This window comes from Petrotoga sp. Shatin.DS.tank11.9.2.9.3 (assembly GCF_003665005.1).
Lineage (GTDB): Bacteria > Thermotogota > Thermotogae > Petrotogales > Petrotogaceae > Petrotoga > Petrotoga mobilis.
The window spans coordinates 368,544-388,642 of record NZ_JGVT01000001.1 but is presented as its reverse complement, the minus strand read 5'-3'; the positions used below and the strand labels follow the sequence as shown (position 1 = coordinate 388,642).

The following is a 20,099-nucleotide window of genomic DNA, read 5'->3' as shown; positions in this document are numbered from 1 at the left end:
GTACGCTTTGACGTGTGAGAGTAGGTATCGCCCCCTTCCTTTTTTTTAAATGTTTCTCTGCCCAAGTCCCGCCCTAAAAATTGCCGCGTAGAATATACGCGGCATTTTTGTTTATTAAAATGAAGAAAATATGATATAATTTTTTAGACAAAAAAATTCTAAAAATGGAGGTAGGAAGTGAGATGGAGGATGTTAAGGAAGTAGCATATAAAAGATATCAGCAATGGCTTGAAAGTGTAACAGATGATTTCAAGGAAGAACTACTCCGTTTAAAGGATAATGAAGAGGAAATTATTGATCGCTTTTATAAAGATTTAGAGTTTGGAACTGGTGGATTAAGGGGTATAATGGGTGTTGGTACCAACAGAATGAATGTATATACAGTAGCTCGAGCAACTCAGGGCTTCGCTAATTATTTAAAAAAATATAAAGATTTTCCGAGTGTTGTTATTGCTTACGATACGAGGTTAAACTCCGACCTATTTGCAAAGGTTGCTGCTCGAGTATTGGCTGCTAATAACGTTAATGTACATATTTTTGATCAAGTTGCTCCTACACCCTTACTTTCCTTCACCGTAAGAAAATTAAAAGCAGATGGAGGAATAATCATAACAGCAAGCCATAATCCACCGCAATACAACGGTTACAAGGTTTATACATCCGACGGCACTCAAGCTGTTCCCCAATATGCAAATGAAATTACTTCAGAAATTGAAAAGTTAGATTACTTCAAAGATATTAAAATGATGGGATTCGAAGAAGCTGTTAATTCTGAAAAAATAAATATACTCAGCGAATCTATTTTCAATGATTATTTAGATGAAATTGAAGGGTACATTAGGTCCTTAAATCCAAAAATGGATAAAAAACCCTTAATAGTATATACACCATTGTATGGAGCTGCTTTGAAATTAGTTGAAGGCATTTTGAATAGGTTAGGTTTTGAGTTTAGTCTAGTTGAAGAACAATCAAAAATTGATCCTTCTTTCTCAACTTTAAAGGTTCCTAATCCCGAAGAGAAAGAAGCATTTGAATTAGCTTTGAAAAAAGCAAAAGAAATAGATGCCGATCTAATTTTGGCAACGGATCCTGATGGAGACAGAATAGGGGTATTTGAGAAGTATAAAGGCGATTATGTATCTTTTACAGGAAATCAAATTGGAGTGATGTTGGCTCATTATTTGTTAAGCAAATTTAGGGAATTTTCTTCCTTAAAACCAGACGATTACATTGTAAAGACAATAGTCACTACTGATATGGTTAAACCCATTGCCCAAGAGTTCGATGTAAAAGTCGAAGAAACATTGACAGGATTCAAATATATAGGAGAAAAAATAGAAAAATACCTAGGAAGTGGGAAAAAATTTATATTTGGATTTGAGGAAAGTTATGGATATTTGGCGAACGATCATGTGAGGGATAAAGATGCCATAATTGCTGCTGCATTAATTTCCGTTATGAGTTCTGAGTCCCTATCCAAACTGAAAACACTCACCGAGTATTTGAAAGATCTAAAAGAAAGATATGGTTATTATGATGAAAAGCTTCTTTCTTTTACTTTTGAAGGGTTTGAAGGAACTCAAAAAATAAAACGCATAATGAGCAAAATGAGAAAAAATCCTCCTATAAAAGTTGGTGATTTTCCTTTGAAGGAAACTTTAGATTATCTTAATGGAATAGAGGGGTTTCCGAAATCCGACGTAGTAGAACTGAGATACTCAAACGTTAAAATTATAGCGAGGCCTTCAGGCACAGAGCCAAAAATCAAATTTTATATTATGGTAAAATCATCTTCCGAAAATGAATCTCGCAAATTGATAAAAGATGCTGAGCAGGCTATCTCAGAAATTGTAAATGTTTAGTATTCTAATAAAGGTGAGTGAAAATGAGGTTTCATAACGTTTTATTTACAGATAATGGTAATTTCGTAGAAATCAACGATATTTCTTATTTAGATGGAAGCACTATAAAAATAAACGACATTCTTCCGCCTTCGATTTTAAGAAAAGGTTCTGTTAACTTCGTGGGATATTTTCTTGTGGAAGAGGATAATAATGATCTATCAGGTATAAGAAGATATTTAAATATAAGCGAGCGAAGAGGAAAATACCTTAAATTAAGTTATTGTGATGACATATCTAACACGGTTAGAGAGATTCATGGTGATTATGTTGATCTGGTTTCTAAATATGCAGGGTTAAGGAGAGTAATCTCTTCTTTCAACGATTTGATTTTAGAAAACGATATAAACAATAATTTTAGTTATTGGTTAGAAAAGACGGTTGAAAATGTTCCTCTTGACGTTAGAGAGTTGATTGCTCAAAGAATTACAAAATTTGTTAATTTGTATTTGATAAAGATCTATGAAGGGATTTATAAAAGAAATATAGATCTATTAAAAAGATTTGAATCGGAAATCGCATTCAAAATTTTAGAAGCTCAACTATTACAGAAGACATATTAGGAGGAGTATTCGTGAAATGGGTTGCAGCAACGGTAATGTATGATGGTTCAAACTTTTATGGTTATCAGAGTCAACCGACATTTCGTACCGTTCAAGATGAGTTTGAAAAAGCCTTAAAGGTTATTTTTAAAAAAGAAATTCCTTCTTATGCGTGTGGAAGAACTGATACAGGAGTACATGCGGTAGGCCAAGTTATTTCCTTTAAAGTAGAAAATGAAAATATGACTGAAAAAAATATCAAAGATGCTTTGAATGCTATTTTACCAGAAGATGTGTATGTAAAAGAAGTCAAAGAAGTAAAAGAAGGGTTTAATCCAAGGGCAGAGGCAAAAAAAAGAATATATCATTATTTTATTTATATTAGTGAAGATCCAAATATATTTTTAAGGGACAGAGTATGGTGGATCCCTTTTACATTGAATTTAGAAAAGATGAGACAGGCAGCAAAATATTTTGAAGGGGAGCATGATTTTACAAGTTTTAAAACCGGTAACGATGAAAGAAATCCCATAAGGACCATTTATAGGGTAAGAATAATAGAGTTAAGAAAAGATTTAATATTGATAAGAGTTGAAGGCAAGTCCTTTTTAAAAAGAATGGTTAGAAATATCGTAGGTTCATTGGTAAAGGTGGGTACAGATGTATGGGAAGTGGAAAAAATACAGGAAATTTTGGAAGCAAAAAAAAGAGCTTTAGCACCTGCCTCAGCTCCTGCGCAAGGGTTGTATTTTTACTCAGCTTTATTTTAATAAATGGTATAATCTTAGCCAAAGTGGAAATAGGCTTAATTTATAATGGACCTTCTAACTATTTCGACGAGGTCTTGTTGAATCTCTACAAATACGCGGATATCTCCATACCTCCTGATGAAAACTCTCAAATTTTGGAAATAGATTATATTAACGATCTATTTTATATAAGATATAACAACACAATTTTTACAACCTCAATGGAAAATTTGGATAGTACTATCCATGAAATACTTAAGGAACTTCCTAGGAGCGTTTTTGTTATCGCAGAAAACTCTTTTATTCTTACAGACGATGGAACCAAAACGTCTGCTTTTTTAAGTTGGAATCAAAATATGAGTGTACTTTTAGATGTCAATGGTTTTATTTTTGAGCATAAGTTTTCTCCACCCATTGGTGAGATGATTACAAGAGTACCTTCAAAATGGATAGAGCTAGAAATTACGGGTGACAGCAGAGAAGCTACTTTAAACAATCTAAAAATAAAAACACCAATTACAATAAATGTACCACCTTCAAAACTTACTTTCACGGATGGAGTAAAAAAAATAGAAATAGACTTAACGAATTATGAAGGTGAAAAATATACATTAGATCTGGAAAAACAACAGATATATAAAAAAGTTGAAACTAATATAGATAAAGTATTTGAAATTGAAAGTGGCGTATTTTTCTATGGAGAACCTTTATCTATTTGGGTGCCAAAAAAAGGAGAACCTGTCATTACTAAATCCCGGTTTTATTGTGATTATGGTGATATAGAAGAAAAAAGTAAGACATTCTATATCGATGGAGAAATTGTTTTTGCCTATGAAAAAGATAGTACGGTATACTTACTTTCCAGTTCGGGCCAATTTCTCACTTTGGGTAAAAAGAATATAAATCGAGATTTTGAAAGAGCTCCTTTATCCATTTTGGTCACAGATGAATATATTCAAATAAAAACCTTCAAATTAGAAAGTTATAGGATTGAATTTGCTGGAGGAATATTCAAAGAAGGAAATGTTTACAATATGTTTTTAGAGTTGCCTTCCTATGCACCACAAAAGGAATACGATTTAGGTAAGTTTGATATCGAAATTACAAAAAACGAAGTTATAATCTATTCTAATGAAGATGAGTAATAAACTAAAGAGGGAAATTCAGCAAAAAACCTTCAATACTCCCTTTGTAAACAATCTCACCCTGATCCAAAAAAACAATCTTTTCTGCAATGTCTGAAAACAAGGAGAGATTTCTTGTAGATATAATCAATGATCGATCTTCTTTGATATCGTAAAGAAAGTCTTTAATATTTTTATGCATGAAATCGTCCAAATGATCTAAGATAGAATCAAATATGAATACTTGTGGGTTTCTAACTAAACTCAGAAAAATTATAAATGAAATCTTATCTCCAATTGTCCAATTCCAAAAACTCTCATAACTTTTTAACGAAGAATGATTGGAAAAGATATGTGCGATATTAAGCTTTTCAAGAAGTATAAATTGCTCATGTGATATCTCGGAAGGTTTTATTCCTAATACGAGGTTGAAGACTTCACTTAAAGTTAAGAAATTTATATTATCAACAAAGGTTGGCTCCGAATATGCAATTTCGGAGCGCAGATATCGTTTTTCAATATTATTGACATCCTCACCTAAAAATAAAATCTCACCAGTAGTTTGGATGTTTTTAAAAAGTTCCTCATTCAAAGTTACAATAGATCTTGCTAATAAAGATTTACCTGCATTCCTAGGTCCATAAATTAAAAGAATTTCATTTTTTGATATTTCTAAATTAATATCATTTAGTAGTCTTTGATTGTTAATGTATACAGATAAATCTTTAATTTCGATAATCTTATCTTTATCCATTTTAATGTTTTGTGCTTTTCATATTATTAAAAAAATATTCCTCTTTGACTAAAGCTAACTTTCTAATACTTTCTTCATTATCAGCATTTTTTAGGGATCTAATAAAATCAATTTGGGAAGAGTATTTAAATTTTGCATAATCATCATTTTCTTCGTAAGTACTTTGATTTTTTTCATACATCGTGAGTGCCGCCTTCCTTCGCTTAATCTTAAAATTGGTGGCTTACCAACAATATGATACTCTCTTCTTTATACAAAAAAGCTAAATTTCATTACATTTCTTTTATAAAACAGTGAAAAATCACATGTTTAAGAAAAGAAAAAAGGGCGGTCTATGCCTCCCTTTCTTTGTTTAACATAAAATATTATTTTTAAGAACGATTGTATTTCTTGAGCTAAAGCCTGAACAATTAATGTGAAAGTTTTAACATTTTGCCTTAAAAAATGGTGGAGACGGCGGGAATCGAACCCGCGTCCGAAAATAGGTGAAGCCGGCTTCTCCGAGCGCAGTCCGCAATCAGTTTTCGGAAATTGTGACTTTGCGGACCGAGTCACAATTTCCTATTACCCGTTGGTACTTCTAAAATCCGGGTAAGAGATTTTAGAAGTGGAACCTTTTTCTGACGCCTCATTCCTCAAGCAAGGTTCCAAGAAAACTTGGGGAGAGACGAGCCGCCGTCTACGCAGCAGCTAATGCTAATTCTGGTTCTTCGGCATTTCAATGTTTTTTCGTTTTTTACGAGGTTTCAGACTCCTCGACTCGCTTCCCGACTTCAGCCTATTCCCGTCGAACCCAATCGTCCCCATACTTTATTCCTTAACCCGTTCGGGGTGAATTCTTTTTGCTGGGATACGTTTATATTATAACAAATTTTCAGTTCAAAATCAAGACCTCTTAAGATGCCACTGTAGTTTTTCAGATATTTCTGGGTCACGTTCTTGTAGGTATGGAACCAAATCAAAATTCTTAGACAAGATTTTTGTTATTGAATCCAAAATGAGCACTTTTAAAGAGTTGTTGGAAGTTTTATAATACTTTTCTAAAAGTATATCTAAAGTTTTTCTGTTCGGTAACTCGGTAATGGCCATAACGCTTATCTCTTCTATTTCCCATTCATCGCTGTCAATATAAGTTTTCAATATGTCTAAATAAGATTCATCTTTTGTGATTTTTAATAGATTTTCTATGATCAAAGGGAAAGCCCTCTCATCTGAAAATTTATTGAACATCATCTTAAGGTTTTCCACTATTTCATGGCACTTCAAGTCAGATAAAAGTTCAGCTAGATACAACAAAACAGTATCGTCTTGAAAGTTCAGATTGAATCTTCGTTTGAACTCTTGTAAAAGGTATTCTTTTCCCTCGGGTGCCATAACGCTCAATGCATCCCTTGCCAATTCTCGAACTTCGTAATCATCGTCATCTAATAGCTCTATTAAATTAGGTATAGCTTGAAGTCCTTTTTCATCAACTATCTTTTTTATCAGATCTTCACGACTGTACATCTTTTACACATCCTTTTCAATAGACAATATTCCCGTACATCTCTTTTATTTCTTCCAATCTTTCATTTTCTGATAATTTTATGATTGCTGAACTAGTTTCTTCGTTTGACGATTTTACTATTTTAAAGTGTTCAGTGGCGAAATTTGCTACTTGGGGCATATGAGTGATTACAATAATTTGTTTGTCTTTTGATAATTCGTTGAGTTTATTTCCTACAACATCTGCCATCCTTGGGCCAACTCCAGAATCAATCTCGTCAAAAACCATAGTATCAATTGCGTGATTTTTCCCTAGTACAACCTCCACTGCTAATATTATTCTAGACAATTCACCCCCAGAAGCTATTTCGGATAAAGGCATAAAATCACTTTTTGGATTTGTTTTTAATAAAAAGGTGATCCTATGTGCTGCCTCTTTTTTTGGCTCTTTTAGTCTTTCTATCTTCCAATCTATCTTACTATTTTCCATATTAAGATCCTTCAGATTGTTTTCAATGTTTGATTTTAAATCGTTGAGAAAAGGAGTAACCTTCTCTATTATTTTATCACTGAGTTCTAATAATTCGTCTTTCAATTTATATAATCTTGGTTCTAACTCGTGAAAATCGCTTTTTATTTCTTCTAATTCATTTTTTTGAATTCTAAACTTGTTGAGATTTTTTAAAACATCATCAAGAGATGGACCATATTTTCTTTTTAAATCGATGATTTTGTTCAGTCTCTCGCTGACTCTTTCCAATTCTTCTGGATCGCTATCTAGTTGAGATAATCTATTTTCTAAAAGGGTGTATAATTCGGCTATTTGTTCCTGAATAGACGAAGCTAGAGAATGTTCTTCAATGAATCCAAAATCTTTTAACTTTGACAAATTGTAAATTATATAACCAATTTCCTCATCGATACTTTGTTCCTCTCTATCTTTTAGTATGTTTAAAGATTCTACCAAACGTTCCCTGATTTCTTCTAAATTATTTAGAGTTTTAAACCGAGCAGAAAGTTCATCATCTTCATGAGGTTGAAGATTCGCCTCTTCAATTTCCTGGATCTGGTAGTTTAAAATATCAATATTTCGAAAGATTTCGGTTTTATTGGTTGGAAGGTTTTCTAGCTTTCTTTTCAAATTCAAGTATTCCTCATACCCCTTATCGTAATCAAAAAAATATTCGGGGAATTTCTCTCTCAAAATCTTAAAAATCAAAGAATTCTGATAATTCTCGTCTCTCAAAGCTATGTTGGAGTCTTGAGAATGTATTTCTAACAGATACTTCGAAATGTCTTGAACGACGTTTTTAGGAACTATTGTATCGTTAACTCTGAAAAGTGTCTTTTTAGGAGTGAAATTTACGGCTAAGATCAAATCATCACCATCAAAGGGCACGTATTCTCTCAGCATCTCTTTGATAAAATCATTAACGGTAAAATATGCTGAAACTGAACCTTCTGAGGTCTTCAGGTTTTGAGGAACGTTTCCTATTAAAAAAAGATTTAAAGCATTTAGAAACATGGATTTTCCCGTTCCCGACTCACCGGTGATAGCGCAGAAATTATCGTTAAAATCCACGTTAGCACTTTTAAAGAGACCAAAATTTTTTATGGACAAAGAAAGTAGCATTTACCACACCAACCTTACAATCGGCACTTTATTCTTCTATCATCGAAATTATACCATAATTTTAAATCTTTTTATTTTTTAAATAATCAAGTATTATTTCATTTGCATCTAAAGGAGGCACTTTTTCTAACGTTTTTTTGGGAAGTTTAACTCCTTCCTCAATAACCTCTAAATATCCTCTAGCAGTACTCTTCCAAGTATAATTTTCTAAAACTCTTTTTTTAACCTTTTTTGAAAAATAATCATAATTATTCAAAGCTTTTATTAAGCCCTCAACAATATCTTGAATATCTTCAGGATTAATTAACACACCTGAACCATCCGAAAATATTTCGCTTGGTCCACCATTCTTTGTTGCAACAACAGCAAGGCCACAAGCGCCTGCTTCGATAGGAGCTAAGCCAAAAGGTTCATAAAAAGAGGGTAAAACAAAAACGGACTTCAATTTTGAAAAGAGTTTGTAAGCGGTAGCTAAGGCAATTTGAGATTTTAAATCAAAAAAATATACCTTATCTTTTATATCTGCTTTTTCTATTTCTTCCAAAATTGGGGTTAGGATGGATCTTTCTTTTTCTGACAATTTTTGTATGTCGGTGAAAGGATCAGGAATGCCCCTAAGAAATATTCCTAGATTTGCCTTATCTTGAAGATCTCTAGAATTTGCATATGCCTTCACAACAGCGATATGATTCTTTTTAGCATCTAAACGGCTGGAAAGAATGATAAAAGGTTTTTGCTGTTTATTTAATTTATTTTCAATTTGAGCGACAGTGTCTTGATCGAGAACAGTCATATCGTCGTTAAAGATATCCGTGTTAACTCCAGGGGGAATCACTTTGTATTTACTGTCGTTTGCAACTTCAGAAACATCGGCATACAAAGGATGAGAATATTGTTCATATCTTTCCATAGATGTGGAGACAATAATTTTAGATGCGTATTGCATTGACAACCTTTCAGCCATTATTCTTTGTGAAAAATGGTACTCTTTGTCGAGATCTTCAAAATTCTCCGAAGAGACGTTTAATTTGTCCATTTTTTGGGCACCTAAAGAATGCCCTGTGAACGAGAAATTTAAGCCTAATTTTGATTTTAAAAGAACTCCTGAGTACCCTCCATCGGCGTAATGAGTGGTTATGAAATCTATATTTTTGCCTTTGTAAAATGAAAGAATATTATCAACGTATTCCTTTAAAAATAGCCACAATTGTTCTTTGTTTAAAAATTTTTCTCCGCCAAAAGGTATTCTAACGATAGTTGGGTTTTTATTCGTATCAAAATAATCCAACTCCTTAGAAAACTCGGGCCAGTTGGGATCAATTATCTGTCTGGTAACTATATCCACAGAAACATTTAAATTAGCCAGCTCTTTAGATACTTCTTTAACGTAGATCAACTGACCACCAAAATCAGGATGCTCAGTTAAATGAGAATCGTTTTTGTCAAAGTTGCCCTGAGGATTGAGAAACAACACCTTCATGCAAAATTCCTCCAATAGTCTGTTATTTGCAATACAACAAATATATTTTACCATACTTATAATAAATTTTCTTTTCAACGCGCTTTTTAGAAACATAATCTGAAAATATGCTATAATTCTAAAGATTTCAATCTTTTTTCTGTGGGCAACGGGGCAAAATATTGATTTTTTTCCTTATAGATGGGCTGCTTGGCAAAAAATAAAAACCCTTTTTTCCTTAATAGATGGGCCGTTTGGCAAAAAATGAAAAACCTTTTTCCTTATGGGCGGGGAGCGGGGCGAAGGGGCGCTAACACAGTTTTAGAAGTAATTCTCATAATAAAGCTTCAAAAGTTCACCACACGGAGGTTTAACAACATTGAAAACAAAATTTACTTTAACAGCATTATTTCTATTTTCCTTTACCTCGCTTTTTTCCTTTGAACTCTTCTTCTCTGGTGGCGAATTAGTACACTTTATAAATCAAAAACTAAAAACAAGCACTTCAGTAAAAGTTGTATCTTTTAGTTTAGATGATACAATTTCTGAAAATTTATCAGCTATAAACCATCAAATATTTTTAGAAAAAGATGGAGGATATTCTGGAGATATAAATTTAAGCATCAAATACGATAAAAACACTGACGGTTACCTACATCAAAAATATATGATCTTCGATAACAACTCAGTATTATTTGGAACTGGGAACTTCACTACAAGCGGTTTATTAACAGATCTAAACATCTTCATCTACACCGAAGATGAAAAGATTGTTAAAGTTTTTCTTGATGAATATGAGAACTTTCAAAGGGGTAAATTTGGATATTCAAAAGAAGTAATCAATCAGCGTCTAAACACCACCGAATTTGGGAAGGTAAAAATAATAACTGGGCCATCAAAAGAGGTTCTTAACTCAGTCTTAAATGAGATTAAGAGATCCAAAATTTCTTTAAAAGTCTTTTCGTATTCTTTCACCGATCCCTATTTCGTTCACATCTTGGAACAAGTTTCTTCCAACAATGTAAAGGTTGAAATACTATCCGATGATTGGAACAAAATCTACACTTCACCCTTAAAATATATGCAAGGCATAAATATAAAGTATAGGAATGACATTCATGCAAAGTGTATAACAATAGATGGAGAAACAGTTATTATAGGAAGTTACAATCTGACGTACAGGGCAAGAGAGAAAAACGACGAAATGGTTGTCATAATAAAAAACAAAAGGTTAGCTGACATCATAAATAGAAAATTTGATTTATTATGGCAAGAATGGTAAAATATATTGGTGTTTCTTTTTTCAATATCCGAAAAAGGAGGTCCATGCTTTTAAAAAATAAACCTAAAGCATAAATTAGCTATGAAAATAAGAATATCTTTGGCTCAAATGAATTCTACAGTTGGCGACTATCCAGGAAATGTTGAAAAGATAAAAGATTTCATCTCTAAGGCAGATGAAAAAGGTGCCGATCTAATACTCTTTCCAGAATTATCTCTAAATGGTTATCCTCCAGAAGATTTAATCTTAAAAACTCAATTTCTCAAGGATTCTTTGAAAAGTATAGAAGAAATACAAGATTTTAGTAAATCTAAAGATGTTGTAATAGTTTTAGGTGCTGTTGACTGGGATGTTGAATCCTACAACTCTGCTTTTGTTATATACAAAGGCAAAATCTATGGTAGTTATAAAAAGATGTTCTTACCAAACTACTCTGTTTTTGACGAAAAAAGGTATTTTACTGCCGGTAGAGTACCTTTTTTAATGGAAATGGAACGGATCAAAATAGGAATTACAATTTGTGAAGATCTGTGGGTTCCCAATGGACCGGCTGTTTCTTTAGCCCAAAACGGAGCCAATTTGATTTTAAATCTTTCTTCATCTCCTTTTTATAAGGGAAGAAATAAAGTAAGGTTTGAAATGCTTAAAACTAGAGCATCAGAGTTATCGAGTTGGATCGCTTATTGCAATATTATAGGTGGTCAAGATGAGTTAGTTTTCGATGGTGGAAGCGTTGTAATTAACCCATACGGAGAAATAGAATTAAGCGCTCCTTCTTTTGAAGAAGGCTTGTATTTTATAGATTTAGATCCCCTCGAACCCACTAGAGCCAATTTAAGGGAAGGGAAAAGGAAGCATTACAATCAAAGTGCCTATTATGAAAGTGTAAATACAATCAAAATAGGAAAAAAGATTAGAGAAAAAACTCCTATAAAAGCTGTTAAAGTTGACTCTTTTGATATATACGAGCAATTGTACCTCGCTGTAAAAACAGGGATAAAAGACTACGTTTGGAAAAATGGTTTTCAAAAAGTTGTATTAGGATTGAGTGGAGGAATAGATTCCTCGCTCACAGCCGCTATTGCTGCGGACGCTATAGGTCCTGAAAATGTTTTGGGATTACTAATGCCTTCTCAATACTCTTCTAAAGGCAGTATCGATGATTCGATAGAGCTATCCAAAAATTTGGGAATTAATTATAAAATAATACCAATAAATGACATATACGAAAAATATATTGAAAATTTGAAGGAAAGCTTTAAAAACACTGATGAAGACAAAACTGAAGAAAACATTCAAGCAAGGATAAGGGGAAACTTAGTAATGGCATTTTCGAACAAATTCGGATATTTAGCCTTAGCTTGCGGCAACAAAAGTGAAGCAGCTACAGGATATGCTACATTGTATGGTGACATGGCGGGAGGATTCTCTCCCATTAAAGACTTATACAAAACAGACTTATATAAAGTTGCTAGAAAATACAACGAACTTCACGGAAAAGAAATTATTATAAGATCTATATTAGAAAAACCGCCTTCAGCAGAGCTTAGACCAAATCAAAAAGATGAGGATACTTTGCCGCCATATGCTTTACTCGATGAGATTTTATTCAAGTATATAGACAGAGAAATGTCATATGATGAATTACTACAGGAAGGATACGATGAAGGGTTATTGAAAAATGTAATAAACATGGTCAACAAGAACGAATACAAAAGAAGGCAATCTGCTCCTGGTATAAAACTAACTGAAAGAAGTTTTGGAAAAGACAGAAGAATGCCAATTACGAATAAATATATTCCCTGGTAGTTAATGTCAAGTAAGTGGGGAAAAGGGAGCTAAATAAATACCTTTTTCCTTATGGGCGGGCTGCGGGGCGAAGGGGCGCTAAATAAAGACTAAGCGCAACTTACAAAAAACGATGTTAACAATTAACTAAAAAAGCTCTACTTTTAAAAGGGTCACAGGGCAGAGCCCTTTTGCTGATTTATGCAAAAAAGTTTCTTAAAACGAACTTTGATTTTGGGGATCTTAAGGGGGAAACCCCTTAATGGCCAAGGGTGGGGAACGGGGAAAAGGGCGCTAAAAACAACCATTAAAACAGGAGAAAAAATCATGGAAGAAAAAGAAAAAAACCAATCCAACGACAGTCTAAAAAATTTATTAATCATCATTGGCACTATGGCAGTCATATATTTTGCTACTTTCATACTATGGAATTTGTATGTAGAAAACTTAGAAAGCCATTATTACTATCCATATGTAAAAATCAAAGAAACAGGCTACGAACGGGTTAAAAAAATGCCTTTTTCGCCCAAAGGTTACAATATAACCATTGAAAAAAGCAATATCACAAACACTTACACAGTAAAAACAAAGTTTGGTTCATTCAATATTCAAACATTTGACGATAGATTCTTCTTTTTTGAAAACTCTGATATGATTGTAATCTCATATCCTTCATACGATTTCAGGGGACTCGAATATTCTGTAATTCTAGAAAATGGAAATATCTTTAAATTTGTTATAGTACCAAACGAAGAAATCGTAGAAGATGTTTTCACCTTTGTTGAAAATCTTTTAAGAATAAGGGTCTTAGAGATTCCAGAATTAGCAAATTATGAATATATCAAAGAAAGTGAGAACAGTTACACCATTGTAAGTAACGATCAAGAGTTTACTTTATCAAAAAATTTGATAAGTACGGTAGGTGAATCCCAAGACTACATTTATTTCATTTCGAAAAAGTATGGGTTGTTCAACAAGATATACTATTTAGAAAAATCAACCAATAATTTTGGAGAACTAATAATGATATCGGAATCTCAAGAATTTTGGAGCAATAATTAGAAAATATAAAAATAAAGAATTTTTAAGTATAATATTTATTGTAAAAGATTTACTGGAGTTGGGTCCAAAAGGGGGTATCTAATTTTTAAAGATTCTATCATCAAAAGCTATATTGGGAGGGTAAAAAATGGATTTTATAAGTAAAATTACCGTCGTTCCAAAAATCCCGGAAAAGATTCTGGGGTTAAAAGAACTCTCTGAAAACATGTGGTGGACATGGAATTATAAAACTCAAGCCTTATTCGAAACCATAGACAAAGAGCTTTGGGAGTCCACTCAGAGAAACCCGGTTACCTTTTTAAAACGTGTGGAACAAAAAAAGTTAAACACTGCTGCAGAAGATTCGAAATTTAACGAACTCTATCAAGAAGTCATGAAAGAGTTTTCTAATTATATGAATGAAAATAGCAACACATGGTTCAGTAAGACCCACCGTTCTTTTAAAGATGGAGAAATTGCTTACTTTTGTATGGAATATGGCATTCACGAGTCTTTTCCTATGTATTCTGGTGGTTTAGGAATATTGGCTGGTGATCATCTAAAAAGTGCAAGTGATCTAGGTATACCGCTTATAGCTATAGGTTTACTATACCAAAAGGGATATTTTATTCAGAGGCTTAATTCAGAAGGATGGCAAGAAAGTATATTTTTAGATTACGATTTTTCGGATTTTCCTATTATTCCCGCCAAAGATAGCAACGGGGATGAAATATACGTCGATATAGACCTATTAGGGAAAAAGGTATTCGCTAAAGTTTGGCAGGTAAAGGTAGGAAGAGTGAACCTATACCTCTTGGACACCAACCTAATGCAAAATGATCCTGAAGATAGAGAAATAACCTCCACATTGTATGGTGGAGACATAGAAATGCGTATAAAACAAGAAATACTAATAGGGATTGGTGGTGTTAAAGCCGTAAGAAAGTTAGGATACAACCCATCTGTTTGGCACATGAATGAAGGTCACGCTGCATTCTTAGGTCTTGAAAGAATACGTGAATTAGTCCAAGAACATGGCTTAACTTTTCAGGAAGCAGTAGAAGCGGTTCGGGCTGGAAACGTTTTTACCACTCACACTCCCGTGCCTGCTGGAAACGATGTATTTTCTATTTCTTTAATTGATAAATATTTTGGAGACTTTTGGCCTAAATTAGGAGCTTCAAGGCAAGACTTTCTCAATTTAGGATTAGAAAAGAGACAAAACGCAGAAGAATTATTTTCAATGACCATTTTGGCGCTAAAACTCTCTGGAAGATCAAATGCTGTTTCAAGGCTACATGGAGAAGTATCGAGAAAGTTATGGAACCATGTTTGGCCAGGTATCGAATGGTTGGAAGTACCTATAAACTATGTTACCAATGGCGTACATATAGACACATGGTTAAACCCAAAATTGCAGGAATCTTTAAAAGAATACCTGGGTGCTGACTGGATGTCAAAAATTGACGATCCAGAACTTTGGGAAAAAATTGATAATATCCCTGACCATGAACTATGGGAAACTCACCAACAATTAAAAAAAGAGTTAATAGAATACATTAGGAAGAGTATAAAAGCACAAAGATCGAGACATGGAGAAACAGTTGAACAACTCGAGGAAGTAAACCAAATAGGTGATGAAAAAGCTTTAACTATCGGTTTTGCCAGAAGGTTTGCTACTTACAAACGGGCAGATCTAATATTCAGCGATGAAGAAAGATTAAAAAAGATCTTGAACGATCCAGACAAACCCGTACAATTAATATTCGCTGGTAAAGCTCACCCTGCGGATAAACCAGGTCAAGAACTCATAAAAAAGATATACGAATACTCACGAAAACCTGAATTTCAAAATAAGGTCATAATTCTAGAAAACTACGACATGGATATGGCAAGGCACTTAGTCTCTGGGGTGGACATTTGGTTAAACAACCCCAGACGTCCAAGAGAGGCATCTGGAACATCAGGTGAAAAAGCGGGAATGAATGGAGCCATAAACTTCTCAGTCTTAGATGGCTGGTGGGTTGAAGGATACAACGGTAAAAACGGATGGGCTATAGGGGATAACAGAGACTACGAAGACCTGAAATTACAGGACAAAATAGACAGTGTTTCAATATACAACCAATTAGAAAAACAAATAGTGCCTATGTACTATGAAAAAGGAGAAACTGACGTTTCAAAAGAATGGGTATCAAAGATGAAAGAGTCTATTAAAAGTGTCACATCTTTTTTCAACACAGCCAGAATGCTCAAAGAATACACTCAAAAACTATATATGCCCGCTTTCGAGCAGCACACACGTTTTTCAAACGATGACTTTAAATTGGCAAAAGAATTTGCCGGATGGGTTAAATTGTTAAAAGAAAATTGGGACTCTATAAAAATACATGTCAAACTCGATCAAGATCTTACTGGTGTAAAAAATGCAGAAGAAGAAATAGGAGTACAAGCAGAAATATACTTGCCAGGTATAGGTCCAGACTCAATCCTACCAGAAGTTGTATTTGCAAGGTTAAAAGATGGTAAGATTGCAAACATAAGGCGGTACGATATGAAACTCATCAAAGAAGTACAAAAAGACACATATCTATACTCAGTAAAATTTAAAATAGAAGACAGGGGGGAATATGGAATAAATGTAAGGGTAACACCTAACAATCCTCTCATGCCCCATAAAAACTACTTGATGGGACTAGTAAAATATCCTCAATAAGATTTTGTAAATTTTTAATAGACCCCCTTGATTTCAATATATTGTCGTGTTATCATATAAAAGTACAATATATTGATTCAAGGGGGTAATTTTCATGAGAGTTTTAAATAAATGGATCCAAAAAGAACCATCGAAGAATGCAATCACCATATTAAAAGACAGATATTTCTTAAAAGATGGCGAAGGGAATTATTTAGAAAGCACATGGGATGAAGTTGCAAAAAGGATTGCAAGACATGTTGCTGCAGCTGAAGTAAACTATACCAACGATGTAGAAGAAATAAAAAATGCAGAAGAGCATTTTTATCAACTAATTAAATCTCGAATTTTCTTACCGAACAGTCCAACGATATTCAACGCAGGCAAAACAATGGACAGACAATTATTCAAAAAAGATATAGAAGAAACAACTTTAGAAGACTACAAAACAATTTTTGATTCAAGAACAAAACACAACATGTTATCTGCATGTTTTGTAATCCCTATGGACGACTCAATGAGCGCCATATTCGATGCGGTAAAAAATGCTGCTTTAATAATGAAATATGGAGGAGGAGTAGGATACGACTTCTCTGTTTTACGTCCAAAAGGTTCTTCTATCGCAGGAACAGGGGGAAAATCCTCCGGACCTATTAGCTTCATGCATGTTTTCAACACAGCAGCTTCCACGATAGAACAAGGTGGGGCAAGGCGGGCAGCTCAAATGGCTGTATTAAGGTATGATCATCCCGATGTCTTTGACTTTATAAATTCCAAAAAAGACAACAAAGGCAACAATGTCTTGAATTATTTCAACATTTCAGTAAACATTGACAACCCAAAAGAATTCAAAAAAATGCTCGAAGAAGATGGGGATCTCACCTTAGAACATCCCGCATCATCCATAAGAAAGACTATCAAGGCAAACGATTTAATGAACAAAATGGTAGAAAACGCATGGAAAACGGGAGATCCTGGGATGCTTTTCCTCGGCAGACACAATCAGTACTATGCTATGAGTGAGCATACTCCAGTCACTGCCACAAACCCATGTGGAGAAGAACCACTGCCACCCTTTGGAAGTTGTAATCTTGGCTCTATAGACGTTGCAAAACTAGTGGAAGACATGGATTTAGGAAATCCCCACTCTGAGGATATTTCAGAATTTCAAGAAATAGTATATTGGGCTGTAAGATTTTTAGATGACGTCATAGAATCAAACATCTACCCTCTGAAAGAAATTGAAGAAATATCGAAAAAGCAAAGATTTATTGGATTAGGCATAATGGGGTTAGCGGATGCATTATACAAAAAAGAGCTACCCTACAACTCAGAACAAGCCAGAAAGTTCATGGCAAAATTAACCGCCGAATTAGCGTATTTCTCTCACGTTGCAAGTACTGAATTAGCCAAAGAAAGAGGCAATTTCCCAGACTTTCAACGATCCAAATACCCTAACGGTTTCATACCATTTCCCATGTTGGATGACGAAATAGACGAAGACCTAAAAATATGGAATGAAAAAATACGCCAACATTTTCAAGGCGAAGCCACAAAATACAAAAGAAATGTACAAACAAACACCATAGCCCCCACAGGTTCAATATCTAACTTAGCAGACACATCAAGTGGAATCGAACCAAACTTCTTACTATCCTACGTAAGATACATGACCAACAAAGAAGGAGACAGAGTGCCTCTATCTTATATAAATCCAATATTAATGGAAAAAATAGGCACCAACATGACAGAAGAGTTAAAAGCAGAAATCATTGAAAAAGGAAGTATTCAAAATATAGACAGCATACCAAACGAAATCAAAAAAATATTTGTAACCTCTATGGATATACCACCAAAAGATCATTTGTTGGCTCAACACGTAATTCAAAGTTATCTTGATGCCTCATGTTCTAAAACTATAAATATGCCCAAATCTTCAACTATAGAAGACGTTAAAGCTATCTATCTACAAGCATTAGAATTAAACCTAAAAGGATTGACTATTTACAGAGATGGAAGCCTCGAAACCCAAGTTCTAACCTCAGCATCCCAAGAAGAAAAAGAAACATCCGGAACACAAGGCAAAAACGTCACATTTTTTGTCTTGGATGAAAAACACAAACTAAGGGCAAGGCCAAGAAAAGAAACCTTACGAAGCGTCACACGAAAGTTCAAACACGACACGGGAACGGTATACGTCACAGTTTCTTTCGATGATGCTGGAGAAGCGGTAGAAATCTTTCTATCAGATGGCACGGAAACGGCAGAGGTCATTGGAAGATTATCATCCATAGCTTTAAGAGCAGGCGTCTCAACGGATGAAATAGTTGAGCAATTAAAAAAAGTTAAAGGAACATATTGTAAAGGATTGGCACAGGAAATAAGCAAAGCCCTCAACGATTTCAACCAGTTATGGGGATCTAAAATAGAAGATTATGAAGTAATAAGAACGGGCACACCTAAAACCAGGGAAGAAGTAGAAAAATTTGTCTACGCCAACGACTTAAAATACGAAAAAGGTTATTACATAGACTCAGAAGGCAACGCATACTGCCCAAGCTGTCTATCTAAAAATGCTCTGATAAACGAATCAGGCTGTGTCACCTGCACCACTTGCGGATGGTCAAAGTGTTCTTAAAAAGATATAATTAACAATTAATTTAACCCCGGTGGAAATACTCACCGGGTTTTTGCTTCGTAAATATGACTTAGCTACCATAACTGCACTTTATCTACTTTTTTTACTGCTAGAATAACTAATCACCTTTACATCTTCGACAGTAATTAATCCATCTTTAACTAATTCCTGGACCTCAGGTAATATTTTTTCAATCTTTTCAGCCTCATCTACCACTTCTATTATCAAAGGAAGATCTGAGGATAATTGTAAAATATGTGCACTTTCTATTCTACTGTTTAACCCGAAACCTTCTATACCTCTAATGACAGTAGTACCAGCCATCCCAGCTTTTTTAAACTTTTTAACTAAAACGTGGTAAAGCGGCTCATGATTCCATTTATCTGTTTCACCAATATATATTTTTAAAATCTTGCCTTCTCCTGAATATTGCATAATTTTCTCCTTTCTATGGACTACCTAGCAATTTAAATAAATTTATTAAGAAAACGAAATTAGCTAATAGCCTTTGCTACAATAATGCCTCCCATAACAGAAAGAAGAGCTAAGAGCAAATTCGATAGGATATTCATTCCAGCAAAGAACCAATCACGTTCTTCAATAAGAACAACTGTCTCATAACTAAAGGTTGAAAAAGTAGTCAGAGCACCGATAAATCCAGTGGTGATTGCCAATCTGAGGTAAGGATGAGTTATACCTTTCTCTAAGAAAAAAGTCATTATAAATCCAAGAAAAAAAGACCCAAGAACATTAACTATTAAAGTACCATAAGGTAAAACACCCTCAAGTTTCAAGCTTACCCACCTCGAAAGCAAAAATCGACTAATTGCTCCAAAAAATCCTCCTAAACCTACAAAGAAAATTTCTGCCATGCTTAGCTCCTTTCTTGTTTGTAGTATCGTTTAGCATTATTATACATTATCTTTATTCAAAAACAAAAAAGATGGTATAATAATTACAGGGATCTTAAAATAGAAGACATGGAAGTAATTTTGTAACTCTGAAAAA

At 33.9% G+C, this 20,099-nt stretch carries 16 protein-coding genes and 1 other RNA gene; 9 read left to right on the top strand and 8 right to left on the bottom strand.

Translation table 11 applies throughout. The annotated features are described in order from the left end of the window. Positions 1–182 precede the first annotated feature (182 nt). The 4 genes from BZ25_RS01720 to BZ25_RS01705 all read left to right on the top strand — a co-directional run bounded on the left by BZ25_RS01720 (position 183) and on the right by BZ25_RS01705 (position 4,337). Positions 183–1,862 carry a phospho-sugar mutase gene (locus tag BZ25_RS01720; protein ID WP_103065449.1) on the top strand — a complete coding sequence of 560 codons (1,680 nt, stop codon included), beginning with the start codon at positions 183–185 and terminating at the stop codon, positions 1,860–1,862. A 23-nt stretch (positions 1,863–1,885) separates the two neighbouring features. Beyond that, positions 1,886–2,464 carry a hypothetical protein gene (locus BZ25_RS01715; protein WP_121515525.1) on the top strand — a complete coding sequence of 193 codons (579 nt, stop codon included), beginning with the start codon at positions 1,886–1,888 and terminating at the stop codon, positions 2,462–2,464. 11 nt (positions 2,465–2,475) lie between these two features. Beyond that, positions 2,476–3,213 carry a tRNA pseudouridine(38-40) synthase TruA gene (truA, locus tag BZ25_RS01710; RefSeq protein ID WP_121515524.1) on the top strand — a complete coding sequence of 246 codons (738 nt, stop codon included), beginning with the start codon at positions 2,476–2,478 and terminating at the stop codon, positions 3,211–3,213. Between the two features lie 77 nt (positions 3,214–3,290). Next, positions 3,291–4,337: a hypothetical protein gene (locus tag BZ25_RS01705; RefSeq protein WP_121515523.1), complete on the top strand. Its 1,047-nt coding sequence runs from the start codon at positions 3,291–3,293 to the stop codon at positions 4,335–4,337. A 4-nt stretch (positions 4,338–4,341) separates the two neighbouring features. Here the strand turns inward: BZ25_RS01705 and BZ25_RS01700 are convergent, their stop codons facing one another. The 6 genes from BZ25_RS01700 to BZ25_RS01675 form a co-directional block, all read right to left on the bottom strand. Continuing rightward, a complete protein-coding gene (locus BZ25_RS01700) occupies positions 4,342–5,070 on the bottom strand; it encodes an ATP-binding cassette domain-containing protein (RefSeq protein ID WP_121515522.1) in 729 nt (242 codons plus the stop codon). Between the two features lies 1 nt (position 5,071). Beyond that, complete coding sequence (locus tag BZ25_RS01695) at positions 5,072–5,251, bottom strand: hypothetical protein (RefSeq protein WP_103065453.1); 180 nt, start codon at positions 5,249–5,251, stop codon at positions 5,072–5,074. A 264-nt stretch (positions 5,252–5,515) separates the two neighbouring features. After that, positions 5,516–5,875: a transfer-messenger RNA gene (gene ssrA / locus BZ25_RS01690) on the bottom strand. Between the two features lie 80 nt (positions 5,876–5,955). After that, positions 5,956–6,576 (bottom strand): HEAT repeat domain-containing protein, encoded by a 621-nt coding sequence (locus tag BZ25_RS01685; protein WP_103065454.1) that lies wholly within the window; start codon positions 6,574–6,576, stop codon positions 5,956–5,958. Between the two features lie 16 nt (positions 6,577–6,592). Beyond that, positions 6,593–8,188: a DNA repair protein RecN gene (locus BZ25_RS01680; RefSeq protein WP_121515521.1), complete on the bottom strand. Its 1,596-nt coding sequence runs from the start codon at positions 8,186–8,188 to the stop codon at positions 6,593–6,595. A 61-nt stretch (positions 8,189–8,249) separates the two neighbouring features. Beyond that, entirely contained in the window at positions 8,250–9,668 is a 1,419-nt protein-coding gene (locus BZ25_RS01675) for a glycosyltransferase (protein ID WP_121515520.1), read from the bottom strand. Between the two features lie 358 nt (positions 9,669–10,026). Here BZ25_RS01675 and BZ25_RS01670 point away from each other — a divergent pair, with 358 nt between their 5' ends. The 5 genes from BZ25_RS01670 (at position 10,027) to BZ25_RS01650 (ending at position 19,091) form a co-directional block, all read left to right on the top strand. Further along, positions 10,027–10,929 carry a phospholipase D-like domain-containing protein gene (locus BZ25_RS01670; RefSeq protein ID WP_121567218.1) on the top strand — a complete coding sequence of 301 codons (903 nt, stop codon included), beginning with the start codon at positions 10,027–10,029 and terminating at the stop codon, positions 10,927–10,929. An 81-nt stretch (positions 10,930–11,010) separates the two neighbouring features. Then, positions 11,011–12,738, top strand: a complete 1,728-nt coding sequence (locus BZ25_RS01665) for an NAD+ synthase (protein WP_121515518.1) — start codon at positions 11,011–11,013, stop codon at positions 12,736–12,738. A gap of 306 nt (positions 12,739–13,044) precedes the next feature. After that, positions 13,045–13,779, top strand: coding sequence for a hypothetical protein (locus BZ25_RS01660; RefSeq protein ID WP_147429923.1), 735 nt, complete (start codon positions 13,045–13,047; stop codon positions 13,777–13,779). Between the two features lie 127 nt (positions 13,780–13,906). Further along, entirely contained in the window at positions 13,907–16,474 is a 2,568-nt protein-coding gene (gene glgP, locus BZ25_RS01655) for an alpha-glucan family phosphorylase (RefSeq protein ID WP_103064713.1), read from the top strand. A gap of 94 nt (positions 16,475–16,568) precedes the next feature. Next, positions 16,569–19,091 (top strand): adenosylcobalamin-dependent ribonucleoside-diphosphate reductase, encoded by a 2,523-nt coding sequence (locus BZ25_RS01650; protein ID WP_121515516.1) that lies wholly within the window; start codon positions 16,569–16,571, stop codon positions 19,089–19,091. Positions 19,092–19,181: 90 nt separating this feature from the next. Here BZ25_RS01650 and BZ25_RS01645 read toward each other — a convergent pair whose 3' ends face one another. Continuing rightward, a complete protein-coding gene (locus BZ25_RS01645) occupies positions 19,182–19,526 on the bottom strand; it encodes a DUF190 domain-containing protein (protein ID WP_121515515.1) in 345 nt (114 codons plus the stop codon). A gap of 59 nt (positions 19,527–19,585) precedes the next feature. Beyond that, positions 19,586–19,963, bottom strand: a complete 378-nt coding sequence (gene crcB, locus BZ25_RS01640) for a fluoride efflux transporter CrcB (RefSeq protein ID WP_121515514.1) — start codon at positions 19,961–19,963, stop codon at positions 19,586–19,588. Positions 19,964–20,099: the final 136 nt, after the last annotated feature.

Excerpts from the sequence above, each read along its gene's own strand:
- BZ25_RS01720 (WP_103065449.1), top strand. The coding sequence starts at position 183 with ATGGAGGATGTTAAGGAAGTAGCATATAAAAGATATCAGCAATGGCTT.
- BZ25_RS01715 (WP_121515525.1), top strand. The coding sequence starts at position 1,886 with ATGAGGTTTCATAACGTTTTATTTACAGATAATGGTAATTTCGTAGAA.
- BZ25_RS01700 (WP_121515522.1), bottom strand. The coding sequence starts at position 5,070 with ATGGATAAAGATAAGATTATCGAAATTAAAGATTTATCTGTATACATT.
- BZ25_RS01695 (WP_103065453.1), bottom strand. The coding sequence starts at position 5,251 with ATGTATGAAAAAAATCAAAGTACTTACGAAGAAAATGATGATTATGCA.
- BZ25_RS01685 (WP_103065454.1), bottom strand. The coding sequence starts at position 6,576 with ATGTACAGTCGTGAAGATCTGATAAAAAAGATAGTTGATGAAAAAGGA.
- BZ25_RS01680 (WP_121515521.1), bottom strand. The coding sequence starts at position 8,188 with ATGCTACTTTCTTTGTCCATAAAAAATTTTGGTCTCTTTAAAAGTGCT.
- BZ25_RS01675 (WP_121515520.1), bottom strand. The coding sequence starts at position 9,668 with ATGAAGGTGTTGTTTCTCAATCCTCAGGGCAACTTTGACAAAAACGAT.
- BZ25_RS01665 (WP_121515518.1), top strand. The coding sequence starts at position 11,011 with ATGAAAATAAGAATATCTTTGGCTCAAATGAATTCTACAGTTGGCGAC.
- BZ25_RS01660 (WP_147429923.1), top strand. The coding sequence starts at position 13,045 with ATGGAAGAAAAAGAAAAAAACCAATCCAACGACAGTCTAAAAAATTTA.
- glgP (WP_103064713.1), top strand. The coding sequence starts at position 13,907 with ATGGATTTTATAAGTAAAATTACCGTCGTTCCAAAAATCCCGGAAAAG.
- BZ25_RS01650 (WP_121515516.1), top strand. The coding sequence starts at position 16,569 with ATGAGAGTTTTAAATAAATGGATCCAAAAAGAACCATCGAAGAATGCA.
- BZ25_RS01645 (WP_121515515.1), bottom strand. The coding sequence starts at position 19,526 with ATGCAATATTCAGGAGAAGGCAAGATTTTAAAAATATATATTGGTGAA.
- crcB (WP_121515514.1), bottom strand. The coding sequence starts at position 19,963 with ATGGCAGAAATTTTCTTTGTAGGTTTAGGAGGATTTTTTGGAGCAATT.